General features: G+C 72.3%; 17 protein-coding genes. 9 read left to right on the top strand and 8 right to left on the bottom strand.

What is annotated here, in order from left to right:
* The first annotated feature begins 17 nt into the window (after positions 1-17).
* On the top strand, positions 18-287 hold the full coding sequence (locus tag BIU94_RS08785; protein ID WP_071257604.1) for a protealysin inhibitor emfourin: 270 nt from the start codon (positions 18-20) through the stop codon (positions 285-287).
* Positions 288-437: 150 nt separating this feature from the next.
* Here the strand turns inward: BIU94_RS08785 and BIU94_RS08780 are convergent, their stop codons facing one another.
* The 3 genes from BIU94_RS08780 to BIU94_RS08770 form a co-directional block, all read right to left on the bottom strand.
* Complete coding sequence (locus BIU94_RS08780; RefSeq protein ID WP_254784793.1) at positions 438-2,681, bottom strand: ATP-binding domain-containing protein; 2,244 nt, start codon at positions 2,679-2,681, stop codon at positions 438-440.
* Positions 2,682-2,892: 211 nt separating this feature from the next.
* Positions 2,893-3,729 (bottom strand): aldo/keto reductase, encoded by an 837-nt coding sequence (locus BIU94_RS08775; protein ID WP_071257537.1) that lies wholly within the window; start codon positions 3,727-3,729, stop codon positions 2,893-2,895.
* The gene (locus tag BIU94_RS08770) at positions 3,729-4,100 is read right to left on the bottom strand and encodes an FKBP-type peptidyl-prolyl cis-trans isomerase (protein ID WP_071257535.1); all 372 of its coding nucleotides are present in this window, start codon (positions 4,098-4,100) and stop codon (positions 3,729-3,731) included. Before BIU94_RS08770 ends, BIU94_RS08775 begins: the two co-directional genes overlap by 1 nt.
* A gap of 58 nt (positions 4,101-4,158) precedes the next feature.
* On the opposite strand from BIU94_RS08770, the gene BIU94_RS08765 reads away from it, so the two are divergent.
* Positions 4,159-5,478, top strand: coding sequence for an MFS transporter (locus BIU94_RS08765; RefSeq protein WP_083404697.1), 1,320 nt, complete (start codon positions 4,159-4,161; stop codon positions 5,476-5,478).
* A 377-nt stretch (positions 5,479-5,855) separates the two neighbouring features.
* On the top strand, positions 5,856-6,941 hold the full coding sequence (locus BIU94_RS08760; protein WP_071257527.1) for a YihY/virulence factor BrkB family protein: 1,086 nt from the start codon (positions 5,856-5,858) through the stop codon (positions 6,939-6,941).
* A gap of 51 nt (positions 6,942-6,992) precedes the next feature.
* On the opposite strand, the gene BIU94_RS08755 is transcribed toward BIU94_RS08760, so the two are convergent.
* The 3 genes from BIU94_RS08755 to BIU94_RS08745 form a co-directional block, all read right to left on the bottom strand.
* On the bottom strand, positions 6,993-8,483 hold the full coding sequence (locus tag BIU94_RS08755; protein WP_071257524.1) for an aspartate ammonia-lyase: 1,491 nt from the start codon (positions 8,481-8,483) through the stop codon (positions 6,993-6,995).
* 253 nt (positions 8,484-8,736) lie between these two features.
* Positions 8,737-9,033 carry a hypothetical protein gene (locus BIU94_RS08750; protein WP_071257521.1) on the bottom strand — a complete coding sequence of 99 codons (297 nt, stop codon included), beginning with the start codon at positions 9,031-9,033 and terminating at the stop codon, positions 8,737-8,739.
* Positions 9,033-10,289: an inorganic phosphate transporter gene (locus BIU94_RS08745; RefSeq protein WP_083404696.1), complete on the bottom strand. Its 1,257-nt coding sequence runs from the start codon at positions 10,287-10,289 to the stop codon at positions 9,033-9,035. The genes BIU94_RS08750 and BIU94_RS08745 overlap by 1 nt, the downstream gene beginning before the upstream one ends.
* A 116-nt stretch (positions 10,290-10,405) precedes the next feature.
* On the opposite strand from BIU94_RS08745, the gene BIU94_RS08740 reads away from it, so the two are divergent.
* From BIU94_RS08740 to BIU94_RS08730, 3 genes are all read left to right on the top strand, one after another.
* Positions 10,406-12,094 carry a sodium:proton antiporter gene (locus BIU94_RS08740; protein WP_071257797.1) on the top strand — a complete coding sequence of 563 codons (1,689 nt, stop codon included), beginning with the start codon at positions 10,406-10,408 and terminating at the stop codon, positions 12,092-12,094.
* A 52-nt stretch (positions 12,095-12,146) separates the two neighbouring features.
* Positions 12,147-13,736, top strand: coding sequence for an ABC transporter permease (locus tag BIU94_RS08735; RefSeq protein ID WP_071257518.1), 1,590 nt, complete (start codon positions 12,147-12,149; stop codon positions 13,734-13,736).
* Between the two features lie 531 nt (positions 13,737-14,267).
* Positions 14,268-14,555 carry a hypothetical protein gene (locus tag BIU94_RS08730; protein ID WP_071257516.1) on the top strand — a complete coding sequence of 96 codons (288 nt, stop codon included), beginning with the start codon at positions 14,268-14,270 and terminating at the stop codon, positions 14,553-14,555.
* On the opposite strand, the gene BIU94_RS08725 is transcribed toward BIU94_RS08730, so the two are convergent.
* A complete protein-coding gene (locus BIU94_RS08725; protein WP_217639493.1) occupies positions 14,552-15,076 on the bottom strand; it encodes an 8-oxo-dGTP diphosphatase in 525 nt (174 codons plus the stop codon). The genes BIU94_RS08730 and BIU94_RS08725 overlap by 4 nt on opposite strands.
* A 133-nt stretch (positions 15,077-15,209) precedes the next feature.
* On the opposite strand from BIU94_RS08725, the gene BIU94_RS08720 reads away from it, so the two are divergent.
* Both BIU94_RS08720 and BIU94_RS08715 read left to right on the top strand, forming a co-directional pair.
* The gene (locus tag BIU94_RS08720) at positions 15,210-15,491 is read left to right on the top strand and encodes a tryptophan synthase subunit alpha (RefSeq protein WP_254784795.1); all 282 of its coding nucleotides are present in this window, start codon (positions 15,210-15,212) and stop codon (positions 15,489-15,491) included.
* A 19-nt stretch (positions 15,492-15,510) separates the two neighbouring features.
* On the top strand, positions 15,511-16,401 hold the full coding sequence (locus tag BIU94_RS08715) for an aminodeoxychorismate lyase (protein ID WP_071257510.1): 891 nt from the start codon (positions 15,511-15,513) through the stop codon (positions 16,399-16,401).
* Between the two features lie 82 nt (positions 16,402-16,483).
* Here BIU94_RS08715 and BIU94_RS08710 read toward each other — a convergent pair whose 3' ends face one another.
* A complete protein-coding gene (locus BIU94_RS08710) occupies positions 16,484-17,683 on the bottom strand; it encodes an amidohydrolase (protein ID WP_071257507.1) in 1,200 nt (399 codons plus the stop codon).
* Between the two features lie 202 nt (positions 17,684-17,885).
* Between BIU94_RS08710 and BIU94_RS08705 the strand changes: the two genes are divergently transcribed.
* On the top strand, positions 17,886-19,082 hold the full coding sequence (locus tag BIU94_RS08705; protein ID WP_071257503.1) for a Fic family protein: 1,197 nt from the start codon (positions 17,886-17,888) through the stop codon (positions 19,080-19,082).
* Positions 19,083-19,095: the final 13 nt, after the last annotated feature.

Below are 19,095 nucleotides of genomic sequence, written 5' to 3'. Positions count from 1 at the left end.
GGCGTACCGTCGGAGCCATGCGCATCGAGGTCCGCCGCACCGGGGGCTTCGCCGGCACCACGCGGCGCTGGCGGGTCGACACCGACGCCGCCGGTGACCCCTCCGCGTGGTCGGACGTCCTCGACGCCCTGCAGCGCAGCCCCGCCCCGACGGACGCACCCGTCCCCGACGACTTCAGCTGGACGATCACCGTCGAGCGCACGACCGTGACGATCCCCGGCCGCCGACTCGACGGTCCGTGGGCCGACCTGGTCGCGCGGGTGCGGTCGGAGGGCGACCAGGCCTGAGCCGGGAGGCCCGTGGCGGGCCCGCACCGGCCCTCCCGTCAGCTCCGCGGCGACGCCGCCGCCCACGGATCGTGAGCAGGCACGGTCGCGTCGCGCCGACGGGACCGACCGTTCCTGCGCACGGAGTGCGCGGCGACCCGCGCACGACCGTCAGTCGACGTCGATGACGGTCAGGCGTCGGGTCGGGCGGGTCATCGCGACGTAGACAGCCGCCGCGGCCCGCGCCGCGTCGGCGCCCACGCCGTCGGGGTCGACGAGCAGCACGCCGTCGAACTCGAGCCCCTTGGCGTCCGCCCCGGTCAGGACCGTGAGGGACCCCGCCTGCGGCGACGCGAGCCCCCGCACGTCGGCCTCGGTGCGGGTGAGGCGCTGCCGCACGGCGTCGACCTGGGACTCCGGGACGATCACGCCGATGGTGCCCGAGCCGATGCGCGCCCGTTCGGCGTCCGCCACCGCGGCGACGGTGTCGAGCAGGTCCGGGCGGGACACCCGGACGCGTTCGACGGGGTCGCCGTCGCGGACGGCCTCGTTGCGGGTGACCGTCAGCCCGGCGGCGTCGGCGTACTCCCCCGCGGCGAGCACGATGGAGCGCGGCGTGCGGTAGTTCACGGTGAGCTGCTCGACGCGGTGGTCGAGCGGCAACTGCGGGGCACGGCCGCGCCGGCGGCGCGCGAGGGCGCCGACGACGTCGTCCCATGTGCGTGCCGCGCCGGGCGAGGAACCCTGCGCCATGTCACCGACGATCGTGAACGACCGGAGCGGGTTGCGGCGGGCGAGCACGCGCCACTGCATGGGCGAGAGCTCCTGGGCCTCGTCGACGACGATGTGCCCGTAGGTCCACTCGCGGTCCTCGGCGGCGCGCTCGGCGGTGGAGCGCGGGTCGCCGCCCTCGGCGAAGGACCCGGCGACCTGCTCGGCCGTGACGATGCCCTCGACGCCCATGTTCTCGATCGCCTGGCGCGCGTTCTCGATGTCGCGGTTCCGGCTGGCCTTCGCGGCGCGCTTCGCGGCGCCGCCGGTCGGGTCGAACGGGCCGAGCAGTTCGGCGGCCTCGTCGAGCAGGGGGACGTCCTCGACGGTCCAGGCCGTACCGCGGGCACGCTGCAGCAGGGCGCGGCGCTCCGGGCTCCAGTCGGGGGTGAGCGAGGCGAGCCAGTTCGGCCGGGCGTAGAGGTCCTCGAGGAACTTCTCCGGCGGCAGGGGCAGCCACGCCGTGTTGAGCAGCACCCGGGCGTCGTAGGAGCTCCGGATGTCCTCGCGCAGCACCTTCTCGTCGGCTTCGTCGACCGTGGTGCCGCGTTCGCGCAGCTGGTCGGCGAGCAGGCGGGTCATCGCGTCGAGGGCGATCTTGTTGAACGTGACACGGGCGACGTTGTGCGGCTTGCCGCGGTCCTGCGCCCGCTTCATCGCGTCGGCGACGAGCTGCGGCGGGACGACGAGCCGCTCGCCCTCGACGTCGAGCGTGACGGACTCGGTCGGCACGACCTGGCGCGAGCGGACCGCGCGGCGCAGGAGCGAGGCCGTCTGCGCGGCACCCTTCACCGCGGCGACGTCCCGGGAGTCGTGCACCGTCGCGTGCACCCCCGGGTAGAGCGACCCGAGCGAGGCCATCACGACACCGGTCTCGCCGAGCGACGGCAGCACCTGCTCGATGTACGTCAGGAACGCCGACGACGGGCCGACCATGAGCACGCCGGAGCCCCGGAGCCGCTCGCGGTACGAGTACAGCAGGTAGGCGGCGCGGTGCAGTGCGACGGCGGTCTTGCCGGTGCCGGGGCCGCCCTGCACGATGAGCACGCCCTCGAGCGGGGAGCGGATGATGCGGTCCTGCTCGCCCTGGATCGTCGCGACGATGTCGGTCATCCGGCCGGTGCGCTCGGCGGTCACCGCGGCGAGCAGCGCGCCCTCGCCCTGCAGGTGGGTCCGCTCGTCGTCGTACAGCGAGGCGTCGAAGACCTCGTCCTCGACGCCGACGACCCGCCGCCCCTGCAGGGACAGGTGGCGCCGGGCACGCATGCCCATCGGGTGGGCCGCGGTCGCCTGGTAGAAGGCGCTGGCCCCGGGGACGCGCCAGTCGAGCAGCAGCGGCCGGTGCGCGGCGTCACGGAGTCCGACGCGGCCGATGTACCGGAAGGTGTCGTCGGGGTCCTCGGGTTCGGACACCTCGAGCCGTCCGAAGACCAGGCGGTCCCCCACGCGCTCGAGCGTGGCGATGGTGTCCTCGTAGAGCCGTGCGTACGCGTCGCGTTCGCTGCGGCTCTGGTGGTTCCCGCCGACCGCCTGACGACGGGTCTCGGCGAGACGCTGTTCGGCCTCGGCGGTCAGCTCGTCGAGGCGGCCGAAGAGGCCGTCCACGTAGCCGCGTTCGCGGTCGATCTCGGTCGGTTCGGACACGTACAACCCTTCGGGACAGGGGAACCCAGTGTAGTCCCGCGGGACCGACACCGCAGGACGCCTGACCCGTGACGGACGGGAGGCGCGTGGCGGACCCGCCACGCGCCTCCAGTCCGGAACCTGGTTCCGCCCGTCGAACACCGCGTTCCGGACACAGCACCGTGGAGATCCGCGGTGCTGTGTCCGGAACCTGGTTCCGGCGGGCGAGCCGCTACATCTCCTCGTGCGTGTCCGGGTCGCCGTCCCAGAGCCGTCCGCGCTCGAGGCCGGAGATCGCCCGCACCTCGTCGTCGGTCAGCTCGAAGCCGAAGACGTCGAGGTTCTCCCGCTGGCGGGCGGCGTCGCCCGACTTCGGGACCGGGACGGCACCGATCTGCACGTGCCAGCGGAGCACTACCTGACCCGGCGCGACGCCGTGCGCAGCGGCGGCGTCGACGATCGGCTGCTCGGTGAGCAGTTCCGAGCGCTTCGCCAGCGGGCTCCAGCTCTCGGTCACGATGCCGAGCTCCTGGTGGACCTTCCGCAGTTCGGCCTGCGGGAAGTACGGGTGCAGCTCGACCTGGTTCACCGCCGGGGCGACCCCGGTGGCGTCGACGATGCGACGGAGGTGCTCCGGCGTGAAGTTCGAGACGCCGATCGAGCGGACCTTGCCGCTGTCACGGAGGTCGACGAACGCCTTCCAGGTGTCGACGAACTTGTCCACCGAGGGGTTCGGCCAGTGGATGAGGTACAGGTCGACGGAGTCGAGACCCAGGTTGCCGAGCGTCTCGTCGATCGACCGGTGCGCCTCGTCGTAGCCGTGGTGCCGGCCGGGGAGCTTCGACGTGACGACGAGGTCCTCGCGCGCCACCTCGGACTCGCGGACGGCGCGGCCGACGGCGTCCTCGTTGCCGTAGTTGAGGGCGGTGTCGAGCAGCCGGTAGCCGCTCGCGATCGCGGTGCCGACGGCCGCGGCGCCCTCGTCGCCGTCGAGGCCGTACGTGCCGAGGCCGAGCTCCGGGAACCGGTGCCCGTCGTTCAGCTCGATGGTCGGGGCGCCGACCTGCATCAGCGCACCCCGAGCAGGTCGATCACGAAGATCAGGGTCTTGCCGGACAGGAAGTGCCCGCCGCCGGCGGGACCGTAGGCCAGCTCCGGCGGGACGACGAGCTTGCGGCGGCCGCCGACCTTCATGCCGGGGATGCCCTCCTGCCAGCCGCGCACCAGGGCCGCGAGCGGGAAGTCGATCGGCTCGCCGCGGTTCCAGGAGCTGTCGAACTCCTCGCCGGACTCGTACTCGACGCCGGCGTAGTGGACCTTCACGGTCGACCCGGCGCTCGCCACGTCGCCATCGCCCTCGACGATGTCGGTGATGACGAGTTCGGTGGGGGCCGGGCCCTCGGGAGCGTCGAACTCGGGCTTGCTGTTGAGGTCAGTCATGCCCGCAAGTCAACCAGAGCCACCGGAACCGGCGTGCAACCAGCAGAATGGTTCCACCGTGACACGACCCACTCCCGCACCGCCGCGCCGCCGCCTGTTCGCCGACCTCACCCCGCTCCGCCGCTCCCCCGCCTTCGCCCGACTCTGGGCGGGAACCGCCGTCGCGGGCATCGGCACCCAGATGACCACCGTGGCCGTCGGTCTCGAGGTCTACGAGATCACGCACTCCACCTTCGCCGTCGCGCTCGTCGGCGTCATCGCCCTGCTGCCGATGATCGTCGCCGGCCTGTACGGCGGGATGCTCGCCGACGCCTTCGACCGCCGCACCGTCGCACTCGTGTCCGCGATCATCGCGTGGGTCGCGGTCGCCCTGATCGCCACCCACGCCTGGCTCGGGTTGCACAGCGTCGTCCTGCTCTACGTGCTCGCGACCGCGAACGCCGTCGCCGCGACGGTGAGCGGCGCGTCACGCTCGGCGATCGTGCCCCGGCTCGTCGGCACCGACCTGCTGCCCGCGGCGAGCGCCCTCGGCGGCATCGCCTCAGGGTTCCAGGTCACCATCGGCCCCGCGGTCGCCGGCGTCCTCATCGCGAGCGTCGGGTTCGCCCCGACGTACACGATCGACGTCGTGCTGTTCACCTTCGCCTTCCTCGGGGTCTTCACCCTGCCGCGGATGGCCGCCGACCACGGCGCGCTCCGCCCCGGGCTCGGCTCGCTCGTCGAGGGCGCGAAGTTCCTGCGCCGGTCGAAGAACATCACGATGACGTTCGTGCTCGACATCGTCGCGATGACCTTCGGGCAGCCCCGCGTGCTCTTCCCCGCGATCGGTGCCCTCGTCATCGGCGGCGGTGCCATCACGGTCGGCACGCTCACGGCGGCGTACGCGATCGGTGCGCTGCTGTCGAGCGTGTTCTCCGGCCCGCTCGGACACGTGCGCCGCCAGGGCGAGGCGGTCGGCTGGGCGATCACCGCGTACGGCGGCGCGATCGCGGCGTTCGGTGTGGTCATCGCGCTGGCGCACGCGCTCGGCGGTCGGTCGGGCGAGACGTTCTCGGTCGGCATCCTGCCGGCGCTCGGGGCAGCGGCGCTCTTCCTCGCACTCGCGGGCGGCGCCGACAACGTCAGCTCGGTGTTCCGGAACACGATCCTGCAGGCGGCGTCGCCGGATGGCATGCGTGGGCGGCTGCAGGGCATCTTCGTCGTCGTGGTCACCGGCGGTCCGCGGCTCGGCGACCTGTACGCCGGCCTGGTCGTGGCCGCGGGCATCGCGTACCCGCCGATCATCGGCGGCGTGCTCATCGTCGCGCTCGTCGCGCTGCTGCTCCGGCTGGTGCCGTCCTTCCGCCGCTACGACGCCCTGCACCCGCACGCGAACTGAGGCGCCGCCCTGCGGTTCCGCGCGGTTCCGCCCCACCACGCGCGGTTCCACCCACCACGCGCAGTTCCGCCCACCACGCGCGGTTCCGCCACGCGCGGTGCCGCCACTCGCGGTGCCGATCCGCGCGATGCCGGTTCGCGAAAGCGACACTTCTGCGCGGACCTTCCGCGGACACCTGTCGCCTCCGCGGCAGGGACGGCGCACGGTGGCGGGACCGTGTCGCCTCCACGGCAGGGACGGCGCACGGTGGCGGGACCGTGTCGCTCCCGCGGACAGGACGGCAGCGGCTGCCGGGCACGACCGGCGGCCGGACGGGAGGCACGTGGCGGGCGCGCCCCGCGCCTCCCGTCCGTCAGGTGTCGGGTACCGTACGACGCATGCCGGACAGCGCGTCGCGCGATCTCGCGCGGACCGGTGTCCGCGCCGTCGTCCGGCGTACCTACCACTCGGTGATCCGACACCGCGTCGTGGACGCGGCCGCCTCGCTGACGTTCTTCGCGTTGCTGACGGTGTTCCCGAGCGCGCTCGCCGTGGTGTCCGCGCTGTCCGTCGTCGACCGGCAGGGCGACAGCCTGGCCGACGTCGTCGAGGTCCTCGGCTTCATCGTGCGACCGGAGACCGCCGAGCACCTCGAGGGGCCACTCCGGCAGCTGCTCACCCTGGACAACCCCTGGCTCGGGTTCACCATCGGCCTCGTCCTGACGCTCTGGTCGCTGTCCGGGTACGCGACCGCCTTCGGCCGGGCGATGAACACCGCCTACGAGGTCGAGGAGGGGCGCCGGATCTGGAAGTTCCGCAGCATGATGCTGTTCGTCACCCTGCTCGTCATGGTGGGCGGGGCGATCGCGATCGTCATCCTGCTCGGCACGCCGACGATCGCGGCGGCGCTGGTCCGGCAGCTCGAGTGGGCGCCGTGGATCGACGACGTGTGGAACGTGGCGAAGTGGCCGGTGCTCGCCGCCGACCTCGTCGTGATGGTCGCCGTGCTCTACTACGCCACCCCGAACGTCAAGACACCGCGGCTGCGCTGGGTGTCCGCCGGCGCCGGCTTCGCGATCGGCACCTGGGCGCTCGCGACGCTCGGCTTCGCCGTCTACGTCGAGACCATCGGCGGCGGCAACCGCGCGTACGGGTGGCTCGGTGGGGCGATCCTGCTGCTCGTCTACCTGTACATCTCGAACTTCGTGCTCGTCGTCGGCGGTGAGCTCGACTCCGAGGTGATCCGGATGCGGCAGCTGCTGGCGGGCATCGAGGCCGACGAGTCGATCCGCCTGCCGCTGCGCGACGTCACCCGGAACTTCACGCTCGCGCGCTGGCGGGACGCGGACATCGCGGCCGCGAAGCAGGTGCGGACCGAGGCGGCCCGGGTCGCCGACGACGAAGGGCACGAGCCGGACGCTGGCGAACAGCACCTCCGTGCGATGGCGCAGCAGGTCCGCGCCGGCGAGACACCGATGCCCTGACCCCGCGGTCGGGGCCGGGGGCGGGGTCGCGGTCGCGGTCGCGGTCGCGCGTCAGCGCTTGCGCGCCTCGGCGTCGAGCATCTCCTCGGTGATGACCGGGATCGCACCGGTCGCCAGCTCGATGCCGGACAGCCGCGCGGGGCTGAGGACCCGCTGCACCTGGTCCTCGTCCATCAGCCCCGCGGCCACGACGAGCGTCGAGATCGGCGTCGCGGTCGTCAGCGCCGTGTGGGCGATCGACGCGGCGGCCGCGTACCCGATGTACGGGGTGAGCGCCGTCACGACCCCGACGTTCGTGTCCACCTGCGCGGCGAGCCGGGCCTCGTTCGCCTCGATGCCGGTGACGCAGTGTTCGCGCAGCGTCGCACACCCCCGCGCCATCCACTGCAGCGACTGCAGGATCGAGTGCGCGATGATCGGCTCGAAGGCGTTGAGCTGCAGCTGCCCGCTCTCCGCCGCCATGGTGACCGTCGTGTCGGCACCGGCGACCGCGTAGGCGATCTGGTTGACGACCTCGGGGATGACCGGGTTCACCTTGCCCGGCATGATCGACGACCCGGCCTGGCGCGCCGGCAGGGTGATCTCCCCGAGACCGGCCTGCGGACCGGACGACAGCAGCCGCAGGTCGTTGCAGATCTTCGAGAGCTTCGCCGCGCTGCGCTTCACCGTGCCGGACAGCGTCATGAACGCGCCCGCGTCGCTCGTCGCCTCGATGAGGTCGGGCGCCGTCACGACGTCGATGCCGCTGGCCTCCTGCAGCTGCCGGCGGACCTCGTCGCGGTACAGCGGGTCGGCCGTGATGCCGGTCCCGATCGCCGTCGCCCCGAGGTTCATCTCGGCGAGCAGCGGCACGACCTTCCGGAGCATGACGGCGTCCTCCTGGATGGTGTGCGAGAACCCCGTGAACTCCTGGCCGAGCGTCATCGGCACGGCGTCCTGCAACTGCGTCCGGCCGACCTTGAGCACGTCGGCGAACGCGTTGCCCCGCTCCGCGAACGCGGCGGAGAGCTCCTCGAGCTGCACGATGAGCCGCCGCACCCCGAAGATCATCGCGATCTTGATGCTCGTCGGGTACGTGTCGTTCGTCGACTGGCTGCGGTTCACGTGGTCGATCGGGTGCAGGTACGCGTAGTCGCCCCGCTCCCGCCCGAGGAGCTCGAGCGCCCGGTTCGCGAGCACCTCGTTCGTGTTCATGTTCGTGCTGGTGCCGGCCCCGCCCTGCACGACGTCGACGACGAACTGGTCGCGGAGCGCTCCGTCCCGTACCTCCTGCGCGGCACGGTCGATCGCGTCGGCACGCTCCTCGTCGAGCACGCCGATCGCGCGGTTCGCCCGGGCTGCGGCCTGCTTCACGGTGACGAGCGCCTCGATGAGGTCCGGGTACACCGCGATCGGCACCGAGGTGATCGGGAAGTTCTCCAGCGCCCGGAGCGTGTTGATGCCCCAGTAGACGTCCTTCGGGACCTCCCGCGAGCCCAGCGAGTCGCTCTCGGTGCGGGTCGACGTGTGGTCGAGGGCCTGGGATGCGTCGTTGCCGGTCACGGCTCCGAGGGTAGTCCGATCCGTCTGGCCGGTCCGGGACCGGCGGGCGGGGTGTGGACAGCGGGGCGCGGGTGCTCGGGCGCTCGGGCGCGCAGCGGGCGCGGGGCGGGCGCTCGGGCGCGGGGCGGGCGCTCGGGCGCTTGGTGAGCAGAAGATGTCGGGTCGCAGGTCCTGACCCGACATCTTCTGCTCACGAAGGCGCCCCCGTGCCCCAGATCCGGCGGCGCCCAGCGCCTCGGCGGCGCCCCGGGCCTCAGTGGAACTGCGGGACGATGAGGTAGATGCCGTACAGCACGGCCGCGCCGCACACCACGAAGCACGCGATCGCCAGGGCGCGCAGCGCGCGGACCTTCGCCGAGGCCCCGGCCGGGTTCGGGAAGCCGACCGTCGCCGGGCCGATGGTGCCGTCGTCCTTCACGGTGAACTTGCCCGCCGTGGTGTCCGCTGCGCTCCAGAGTCGGAGGCCGACCGAGTAGACCGCGACGACGAAGCACGCGGAGACGACCGCGACGAGCGCCACCGTGAGGAATGCGAACCAGTCGATGCCCATCAGCGTCGGCCTCCCTTGCGTGCGGCCATCCGGCGCAGGGTGCGCTCGCGGCTGAGCTCGGCACGGCGGGCGGCGACCGCGTCCGCGCGCTTCTTGCGCTGCAGGTCGCGCAGCTCCTTGCGGGTGTACACCGCGTTCGCGGCGACGTCGACCTCGATGGCCGAGGCCTGCTCGTGCGGCTTCCGCAGCGACCAGAGGTACAGCCCGAGGATGACCGCGGCGCCGACGACCGCGTCGATGACGAGTCCGACGACGCCGAAGCGTGCGATGCCCGAGGCCACGGCGCCGACGGCCGCGGCGGCCGGCAGCGTGATGAACCAGGCGATGACGATCTTGCCGGCGGTGGACCACTGGATCTTCGAGCCGCGGCGGCCGAGCCCCGCACCGATGATCGAGCCGGACGACACCTGCGTGGTCGACAGGGCGAAGCCGAGGTGGCTCGACGCCAGGATCGTGGCGGCGGTCGACGCCTCGGCGGCGAAGCCCTGCGTCGCGCGGATCTCGGTGATGCCGGAACCGAGCGTCCGGATGATGCGCCATCCGCCGGTGTAGGTGCCGAGGGCTATCGCGAGGGCACACGCCACGACGACCCAGAACTGCACGCCCTGGTTCGACGACTGCGCACCCGAGGCGATGAGGGTCAGCGTGATGACACCCATCGTCTTCTGCGCGTCGTTCGTCCCGTGCGCGAGCGACACCATCGACGAGGTGAAGATCTGCCCGACGCGGAACCCACCGCGCTCGTTCGGGAACACCGGACGCTTCGTGATCCGGTAGGCGATCCGTGTCGACAGGAACGACACGAGCGACGCGATCACGGGCGAGGCGAACGCCGGGATGATGACGACGGTCAGCAGCGCGACGTAGTTGACCGACTGGAACCCGGCCCCGACGATCGCGGCGCCGATGAGCCCGCCGAAGAGCGCGTGCGACGACGACGAGGGCAGCCCGCGCAGCCACGTGATCATGTTCCACACGACCGCGCCGATGAGCCCCGCGAAGATCATCTCCGGCGAGATCGCGACGCCGCCGGGGCCTTCGTTGATCAGGCCGTGCGAGATCGAGGTCGCCACGGCGGTGCTGAGGAACGCACCGACGAGGTTGAGCACCGCAGCGACGGTGACCGCGACCTTGGGCTTCATGGCCCCGGTCGCGATCGGGGTCGCCATCGCGTTGGCGGTGTCGTGAAAACCGTTTGTGAAGTCGAAGAAGAGGGCCAACGCGATGACCAGGACGACTATGAGTGTGATGTCCACCGCGGGCCAGTGTCCCAGTCAGACCGCCCTGAGGCAAACCCTGTCGGCAACCTCCTGTTCACCCGCCCTTCACACTCGTTCAGTTTCGGAACCATGCCGATGGAAGAATGGACGGCATGGACACCGTCGAGCTCCTCATCCTGCTGATCGGATCGCTCGCGGTGACCGGCTTCGCGAGAGCGAAGGGGCTCCCCGCTCCCCTGCTCGTGACGGCCGTGGCGCTGGCCGCGTCCTTCATCCCCGGGCTGCCGGCGATGGAGATCGACTCCGAGGTGATCCTCACGGTGATCCTGCCGCCGCTGCTGTACTCGGCCGCCCTCGACGTGTCGTGGCAGAGCTTCCGGAAGTCGATCAAGCAGATCCGCCGACTCGGCATCTTCCTCGTCATCCTCACCGCGCTCGCGGTCGGGCTGGCGGCGTACATCATCATCCCCGACATGGACTGGCCCGCCGCGATCCTGCTCGGCGCGATCGTCGCCCCGCCGGACGCGGTGTCCGCGGCGTCGATCGGCCGCAAGCTCGGACTCCCCCGTCGGGTGATGACCGTGTTGTCCGGCGAGAGCCTCATCAACGACGCCGCCTCGCTGACCCTGGTGCGCGTGTTCACCCTCATCGCCGCGGGCACCTCGCTCACCATCTGGCAGGACCTCGGCATCTTCGGGCTGGCGATCGGGGTCGGCCTGGTCGTCGGCGGCGTGCTCGGTGTGCTCGTGCACTGGATCCGGATGCGCATCAACGACCCCGTGGTCGAGACGATCATGAGCATCCTGCTGCCGTTCGTCGCGTACATCCTCGCCGAGCACCTGTCCGGCTCCGGCGTCATCGCGGTCGTCACCGCCGGCCTGTACATCGGCTACAACTCGCCGAAGGAGGGCTACGCGACGCGCCTGCAGGAACGTCCGCTGTGGACGAGCATCGACGTCATCCTCGAGGGCTTCGTCTTCGCGCTCATCGGCCTGCAGCTCAACACCGTGGTGCAGGACCTCGTCGAGAGCGAGCGGAGCCTGGCGCAGACCCTGACGGCCGCCGCCGTCGTGCTCGTCGTGGTGATCCTGGTGCGGCCGCTCTTCATCTTCGAGTCGTACGTGCGCAACCGGTTCAACGGACGGTGGCTCCGACCACTGCGCATCCGGCTGTCGCGCGGGCACCCGTCGCTGCGGTGGATGCGCGGCACCGCCGAACCGAAGCTGAACTGGCGCGAGCTCACCGTGATCTCGTGGACGGGCATGCGCGGGGTGGTGACGCTCGCCGCGGCGGTGTCGGTGGTCGCCAACCCGGTGGACATCAAGGCGCAGGACACCATCTTCGTGATCGCCTTCGTGGTCACCGTCGGCACGCTGCTGCTGCAGGGCCTGACGCTGCCGTTCGTCATCCGGGCGCTCAAGGTGCAGGACCCCGACGAGGACGACGAGGACGTCCGCAGCGAGATGCGCCTGAACCAGCGCACGACCGAGGCGGCGATCGACCTGCTCGAGCGACGCCGGAGCACCTGGTCGAAGCAGTACGGGTCCGAGGCCGTCGACTCCGTCGTCACCCGGTTGAAGGCACGGTTGGAGCGGCAGGCCGAGACCTTCCGCCGCGACGCCGAGGAAGAAGAGGACGAGGAGCGCAACGCACCGGCCCGGCTGCGGGGCGCGCAGATCCAGGACATCCGTCGCGAACTGCTCGACCGTCGCCGCGAGATCGTGCTCGAGGAACGCGAGAAGGGCAACCTCGACGAGGAGGTCATGCGCCGCGTGCTCGTGACCCTGGACGCCGAGGAACTCGCGATGGACTCCGCGCAGGCCTCGCGCAGTCGGTCCTGAGGGGTCCGGGCGTATCCTGGCGCTCCGACCGAGACCAGGAGCACAGCGCCGAGTGAGCACGCCGCGGAACGACGTCCCCAGGACCGACGAGACCCCGGACCGGGGTGGTGGGTCGCGGACGCCGTCCGTCCCGAAGCAGCGGACCACAAGGCCGTCGGCCCGCGGGACGAAGCCACGCCGCGGGGCGAAGGTCGCCGGCACGACCCGGCCGGCTCCCCGTCGGCAGGCGCCGGTCCCCGAGCCGCAGCAGCACGGTGCCTACCGCCGCTGGTACGCCACCCTGCACCCCTCGCTGCAGCTCATCGGCCTGCAGCTCTGGATGCCGCTGTTCTTCATCGTCGGCTTCTGCCTCTGCTACGTCTTCGCGTTCCACGCCCCGCACCCGCACGACGTCCCCGTCGCGCTCATCGGCAGTGACCCGACGCTCGTCGCCGCCGTACAGAAGGCCCTGCCCGGCGAGTTCGTCTTCCACACCTACGACTCCCTGGCGGCGGCGAAGCGCGACGTGCTCGCCGGGTCGATGGCCGTGGCCTACGACCCCGCCACGAACGAGTTCTTCAAGGCGAGCGCGCACCAGTTCCAGGTCGCGAGCCTGGTGCCGGCGACGCTCACCGCGGTGCTGACCGGCATCGGCGCCGCGACGCCGAAGGTGACGGAGCTCGCTCCGCTGCCCGCCTGGGACGAGTACGGCACCGTCCCGATGTACGTCATGCTCGCGTGGTGCATCGGCGGGTACATGGTCGCGATGTTCATCGGCATCATGGGCGGCCCGCTGCGCCACCGCACCCGCATGACGGTCATCGTCGTCGGCGGTCTCGTGATCTCGGTCATCACGAACAGCCTCGCCGGCCCGGTCGTCGGCGCCATCCACGGCCACTGGATCGAGCTCGTCCTCATCGCCTGGGGCTGGATCGTGGCGATCGGCCTGGCCGTCAACGGGCTGAGCTACTTCGTCGGCCGGTTCATCGCCGCCCCCGCGATGATCTGCTTCGTGTTCCTGTCGATGCCGTCGTCCGGCGGGGCCTACCCGAAGTGGTTCATGCCGGAGCCGTTCGCGTGGCTGAACAACGTCGTCGTCGGTTCGAGCATGGTCGACATGATCAAGCACCAGGTCTACGGCGTCGGCCCCGGCCCGGCGCGCGGGCTCATCACGATGGGCTGCTACGCGTTGGCCGGTCTCGTGCTCATGTACTTCGGCAAGCAGTGGTGGGAGCGTCGCCGCATCCGCGCGATCGTCACGGGCCGCACCACCATGTTCCAGGACGCCAACACCGCCAACCGCGAGTTCCTCGGGAAGCAGCGCGACGCCGAGCTCGCCCGCCACGGCCTGGAGTCCACCGAGACCGGCACGCTGAGCATCCTCGACCAGGACGACGGCTGGCAGGACGAACGCGTCGGCGGCGACGTCTTCACCGGTGGCCGCGACGGACTCGAGGTCGAGACCACCCCGACCGGCCGCATCCCCGTGGTCCGGTCCAGCGACCGCTCCGGTCCGCAGCAGCGGTCGGGAGGCGCGGGGACCGGTCCACGCACACGTCCCGTCCCGCGCACGGAGACTCCCAGGACCCCGGCCCGGTCCGACGCTCCGCTCCGGTCCGACGCGGCGGACGACCAGCGGCACGGACGACACGCCGACCGCTAGCCGAGCGGGCACGCGGGCGAGCTGCGTGCACACGTCACGACGGAGCACCAGTCGATCGACACGTGCTCCGTCGCACGATGCGCACGCACGTGTGCGCGCACGTTCCGACAGAGCACCGGTCGACCAACGCGTGGACCGTCGCACGATGCGCACGCACCTCCCGCGGTCACGCGTGCTCCCGCGGCGAGCTGTCCTGCGCGTCGGAGGTCGTTCCGCGCATGGTCGGTCGATCCGCGCATTGGAGGCCGTTCCTTCCGACTCCTCACGCGCGGATCCGCTTCCTACTCCGCGTGCGATGGGACGGAACGCTCCACGTGGTGAGACGGAACGCTCCACGTGGTGGGACGGAACGCTCCACGCAAGGGCACCGGCGGCAGGCACAGGCAACGGGTGCGGGCACCGGCAACGGGCACAGGCAGCGGGCAGCGGCAACGCGCACAGACAGCGGGCACCGGCAACGGGCACCGGCAACGGTCAAAGCCCGCGGGACCGGGAAGCTGGACACCCGCGGCGCCGCGTATCCTGGAGCACATGAAGCCCCGCATCACCTGGCACCGCGTGCTCGTCGCCGTCGTCGTCGTGTTCCTCGTGCTGGCGGTCGGGTTCTACGTCGCGAGCATCGCACTCGCCCCCGCCGACGGCCGCAACACCGCCGGGCTGTTCGTCGGATGGGCGATGTTCGCCCTGATCGGCGCGATCGTCTTCGGCATCATCGACTTCTTCGTGCGGCCCCTGGGCGGCCGGAGCGGCGAGGCCGAGGTCATCGCCGCCGCCGAAGAGGCACGCACCGGCAGCACCCGCACGCAGCAGCCGCGCTAGTCACCCGTCCCCGGCCCGACACCGGTCCCGGTGAAGCCGGCGACCGTCGCGTCGTCCTCGGCGAAGGTGAACCGTGCCCGCACGCTCCCGCCGTCGAGCACGCCCGGCAGCCAGTACCGCGCGTCGTCCCACATGGCGTCGTACGGGACGGCGTCGACGGGGATCCACCGCGGCTCGAGCTCGTCGGACCCCGACGGCTCCCCCTGCCAGCGGCGGCAGACGAACACGTCCGAGACCTGGGACCAGGACGGCCGGAACGGGAACCGGTAGTCCAACGTTCCACGGGCCTCCAGGTCGGCGGCGTCGACCCGCAGGCCGACCTCTTCCGCCACCTCGCGCACGGCGGTCTCGACCGCCGTCTCGCCCGGCTCCCGCTTGCCACCGGGGCCGACCAGGCGGCCCGTGCCGAGGCCGCGGCGCTTCTCGCCGAGCAGGACCTCCGGGCCGGCCGCGCCGTCGCGCAGCAGGTAGACGACCACCACTCGTGGGTGCTGGGACTTGCTCTCGTCGCGCAGGGTCACCCGTCCAGTGTGGCCGACGAAGTGTCGTACGCTCGTTGCATGGCAGGCGTGCTGTGGGGGCACCGTGGCTGAGTCCCGCAGGACGGGGCGCAGCCTCGAAGTGCTGCGTGCCGAGGCCGCCGAGGAGATCTCGATGCTGGTCGAGCACCGCAGCCGCCAGGGCGAGGACCCGTGGGAGTTCATGCCGACGCTGCCGACCGTCGACGAGCAGGTCGTGCTCATCCTCCGCGCGGACGCGGTCGACCTCGACGACGCGATCGGCAAGCGGAACGCGCAGTGGTCGGCGCACCCGGCGTCGGGGCAGGGCACGGCCCTCGGCGAGGAGTACCACCGCCTGCGCCGGATCGCGCTGCAGCACCCGGAGCTCACCCCGGCGGTGTGGAAGCTCATGGGCGCCCTGCCCGACGCCAGCTGAGCTGCGGTTGGATGGACGCATGACCGACACCGTGCTCGCCGTCCTGAACCAGCCCTCCCGCGACGCCGCGCCGCACGACCCGGACGCCGACGCGTACACCTGGGTGGAGCCGCTCGAGGAGCACCTGCAGGTGCAGGACCTCGGCGCGACGCGCGGTGACGGCGTCTTCGAGACGATCACGGTCGTCGACGGGCACCCGCAGGCCCTCGAGCCGCACCTCGCCCGCTTCGGTCGCTCCGCAGCGAAGCTCGACCTGCCCGCACCCGACACCGACGTCTGGCGCCAGGCGGTCGAGGCCGCCTGCGCCCGGCTCGACCCGGTGCGCGAGGCCTTCGTGAAGACCGTCATGACCCGCGGCGTCGAGGGCACCGACCGCCCGACGGGCTGGGTCTACGCCGCGCCGTCGCCGGACTCCACCCGGGCCCGCACCGAGGGCATCTCGGTCGTGCTGCTCGACCGCGGGTACCGGCACGACGTCGAGCGCACCTCGCCGTGGCTGCTGCAGGGCGCGAAGACGCTGTCCTACGGCATCAACATGGCTGCCCTGCGCGAGGCCGTCCGCCGCGGCGCCGACGACGCCCTGTTCGTCTCCACCGACGGCTACGTGCTCGAGGGCACGCGGGCGAACCTGGTCATGCGCGTCGGCGACCGCCTCGTCACGCCGCGCACCGACATCGGCATCCTCGACGGCACCACGCAGGCAGACGTCTTCCGCTTCGCCGAGGAGCAGGGCATGGAGACCGCCTACGAGCTCGTCACGCTCGACGACCTGCGCGCTGCCGACGCGCTCTGGCTCGTCTCGAGCGTCCGGCAGGCGGCGCCGGTCCGCGCCGTCGACGGCGAGGACCGCCCCGTCGACGCCGAGCTCACGACGCGCATCAACGACTTCCTGCTCGCGCGCTCCGTCTGACACGTCACCACCGGCGCCCCGGCGCGGACGGCCGGGAGGCCCGGGTCGCGNNCGCGACCCGGGCCTCCCGGCCTCCACGGCGTCACCAGCGCGGTGTGGTGACCCCGGCTCCGTCGGCCCACTCGAAAACGGGCCGGCCGTCGATCCAGACGCGCGTCGCGCGGCTGGACGCGTCGAGCGGGTCGCCGTCCCACAGGACGAGGTCGGCGTCGTAGCCCGCCGCCAGGCGGCCGACGCGGTCACCGAAGCCGAGGAAGTCCGCCGGGTTGACCGTCAGCGCCTCCAGCGCGGTCTGGGCCGGCAGGCCCTCCTTCACGGCGGCGGTCGCCTGGTCGACGAGCATGTTGATCGGCACGACCGGCGCGTCCGTGGTGATCGCGACCCGGACGCCGGCGGCGGCGATCGTCGCGAGGTTCGGGATGCCGCGGTCGCGCAGCTCGACCTTCGACCGGCTCGTGAACAGCGGACCGTAGATGACGGGGATGTCCTTCTCGGCGAGGACGTCGGCGATCTTGTGCGCCTCGGTGCCGTGGTTCACGACGAGGCGGTAGCCGAACTCCTCGGACAGGCGGACGGCGGTCGCGATGTCGTCGTGGCGGTGGGTGTGCTGGTCCCAGACGAGCTCGCCGTCGAGCACCCGGACGAGCGTCTCCTTCGTGAGGTCGCGCGCGAACGGCTCGCCCTTCGCGGCTGCGGCATCGCGGGCGGCCTGGTAGTGCTGCGCCTCGACGAACGCGTCGCGGATGATCTTCGCGACGCCGAGCCGGGTCGACGGGGTCTGACCCTTGCCGCCGTAGACCCGCTTCGGGTTCTCGCCGAGGGCGCTCTTCACGCTGACCGCGTCGGAGATGAGCTGCTCGTCGATCGTGCGACCGCCCCACGTCTTGATCGCGACGGTCTGCCCACCGATCGGGTTGCCGGAGCCGGGCTTCACCACGATGCTCGTGATGCCGCCGGCGAGCGCGTCACGGAAGCCTTCGTCGTCGATGTCGACGGCGTCGATCGCCCGCACCCCGGCCATGTTCGGGCCGGTCATCTCGTTCGTGTCGTTGCCGGCCTCGCCGTTCGCCTCCTCGTGGATGCCGACGTGGCCGTGCGACTCGACGAAGCCGGGCAGCAGCCAGGAGCCGGCGGCGTCGACGACCGGCATGCCCTCGGGCGGGGTGACGTCGGGGCCGACGGCGGTGATGCGGCCGTCCTCGACGACGACGGCACCGCCGTCGAAGGCGGGGGCGGCGACGGGGACGACGTGGGCACCGGTGATCGCGAAGGAGTTGCTCATGCCACCGACGCTACGCGAGGGCGCCGTCGTCGTGGTCGGGCGCAGGCGTCCGGTCGTGCGCGTACGCGTGCGCGTGCGCGTGCTCGCGAGCGCGAGCGCGAGCGCGTGCGCGTGCTCGTGCTCGTGGTCGTGGTCGTGGTCGTCGTGGCTGCGAAATACCGATGCCTGGCGTCCGGCGTGCAGCAGGCCCTAGCGTCGCCGCATGGCACACCGGAGCGAGACCTGGCCCGTCCACGGGCACGCCGACCGACCGTGGCGCAGTGCGTCCCGGGGCCCTCGGGCCGACCGTCAGCTGACGAGCGTCCGGGTCGCCCTGCCCCCACGGATCGCCCGGGTCCGGTGGCGGCCGGACACCCGGACGCTGGCGCTGCTCGACCGGAGCGCCGCCGCCCTCCGCTCGCTCGACGTCCACCACGGATCGCGCCTCGCGCCGCTCGGCCTCGTGCTCGGCCGGACCGAGGCCCTGGCGTCGTCCCGGATCGAGGACGAGTCGGCCTCGGTCGACGACCTGGCACGGGCGCTCGTCGGGGTCCGGGCGAACCCGGGCGCCACCGCGGTCGTCCGCGCCGCCGGGGCCGTCGAGGGGCTCGTCGCCGCAGCCGACTCCGGCGAGGTCACCGAGGCCACCCTGCTCGACGCTCACCGGCGGCTCATGCGGGACGACCCCGTCGACGGTCGGTACGCCGGCCGCTGGCGCGACGTGCAGAACTGGATCGGCGGCGGCCGGACGCCCCGGCTGGCGACGTACGTCCCGCCGCCGCCCGAGCTCGTCCCACCGCTCATGGCCGACCTGCTCGCGTTCGTGCACCGCGTCGACCTGCACCCGGTCGCACAGGCGGCGATCGCCCACGCACAGTTCGAGTCGATCCACCCCTTCACCGACGGCAACGGTCGCATCGGGCGTGCCCTGATCGGCGCGGTCCTGCGGCGGCGTGGCGTCACGACCACCGTGACCGCACCGATCGCGACCGCGCTGGCCGCCGACCGCGAGCGCTACTTCCGGCACCTGGAGCGCTACCGCGCGGGCCGGGTCGACGAGTTCGTCGTGGACCTCGCACTCGCCCTCGGCACGGTGTGCGACGAGGCCTCGCTCACCGCACTGCTGCTCGCCGAGCACGAGGCCGACCGGGCTGCCGGGCCGTGCGCCTCCGCCCCGCACGCCGCGGTCGGACGGGCCCTCGCGGCCGATCCGGTGCTGACCGAGGACCACCTGCAGGACCTGGTGCCGGGGGCCGACCCCGACCGCGTCGCGGACGACCTCGTCCGGGCCGGTGTGCTCCGCCCCGTCACCCGCCGCCGACGGGACCGGGCTTGGGTCGCACCCGCCGTCGTCACCGAGCTCGAGGCCTTCGAGCAGCGCGTGCAGGCCGCCGTGTGCGAGCGTGGCGCGGCGGCGTGAGCGCGGGCGGAGG

The organism is Curtobacterium sp. MMLR14_006 (genome assembly GCF_001864985.1).
Lineage (GTDB): Bacteria > Actinomycetota > Actinomycetes > Actinomycetales > Microbacteriaceae > Curtobacterium.
This window is presented reverse-complemented; position numbering and strand designations above follow the sequence as displayed.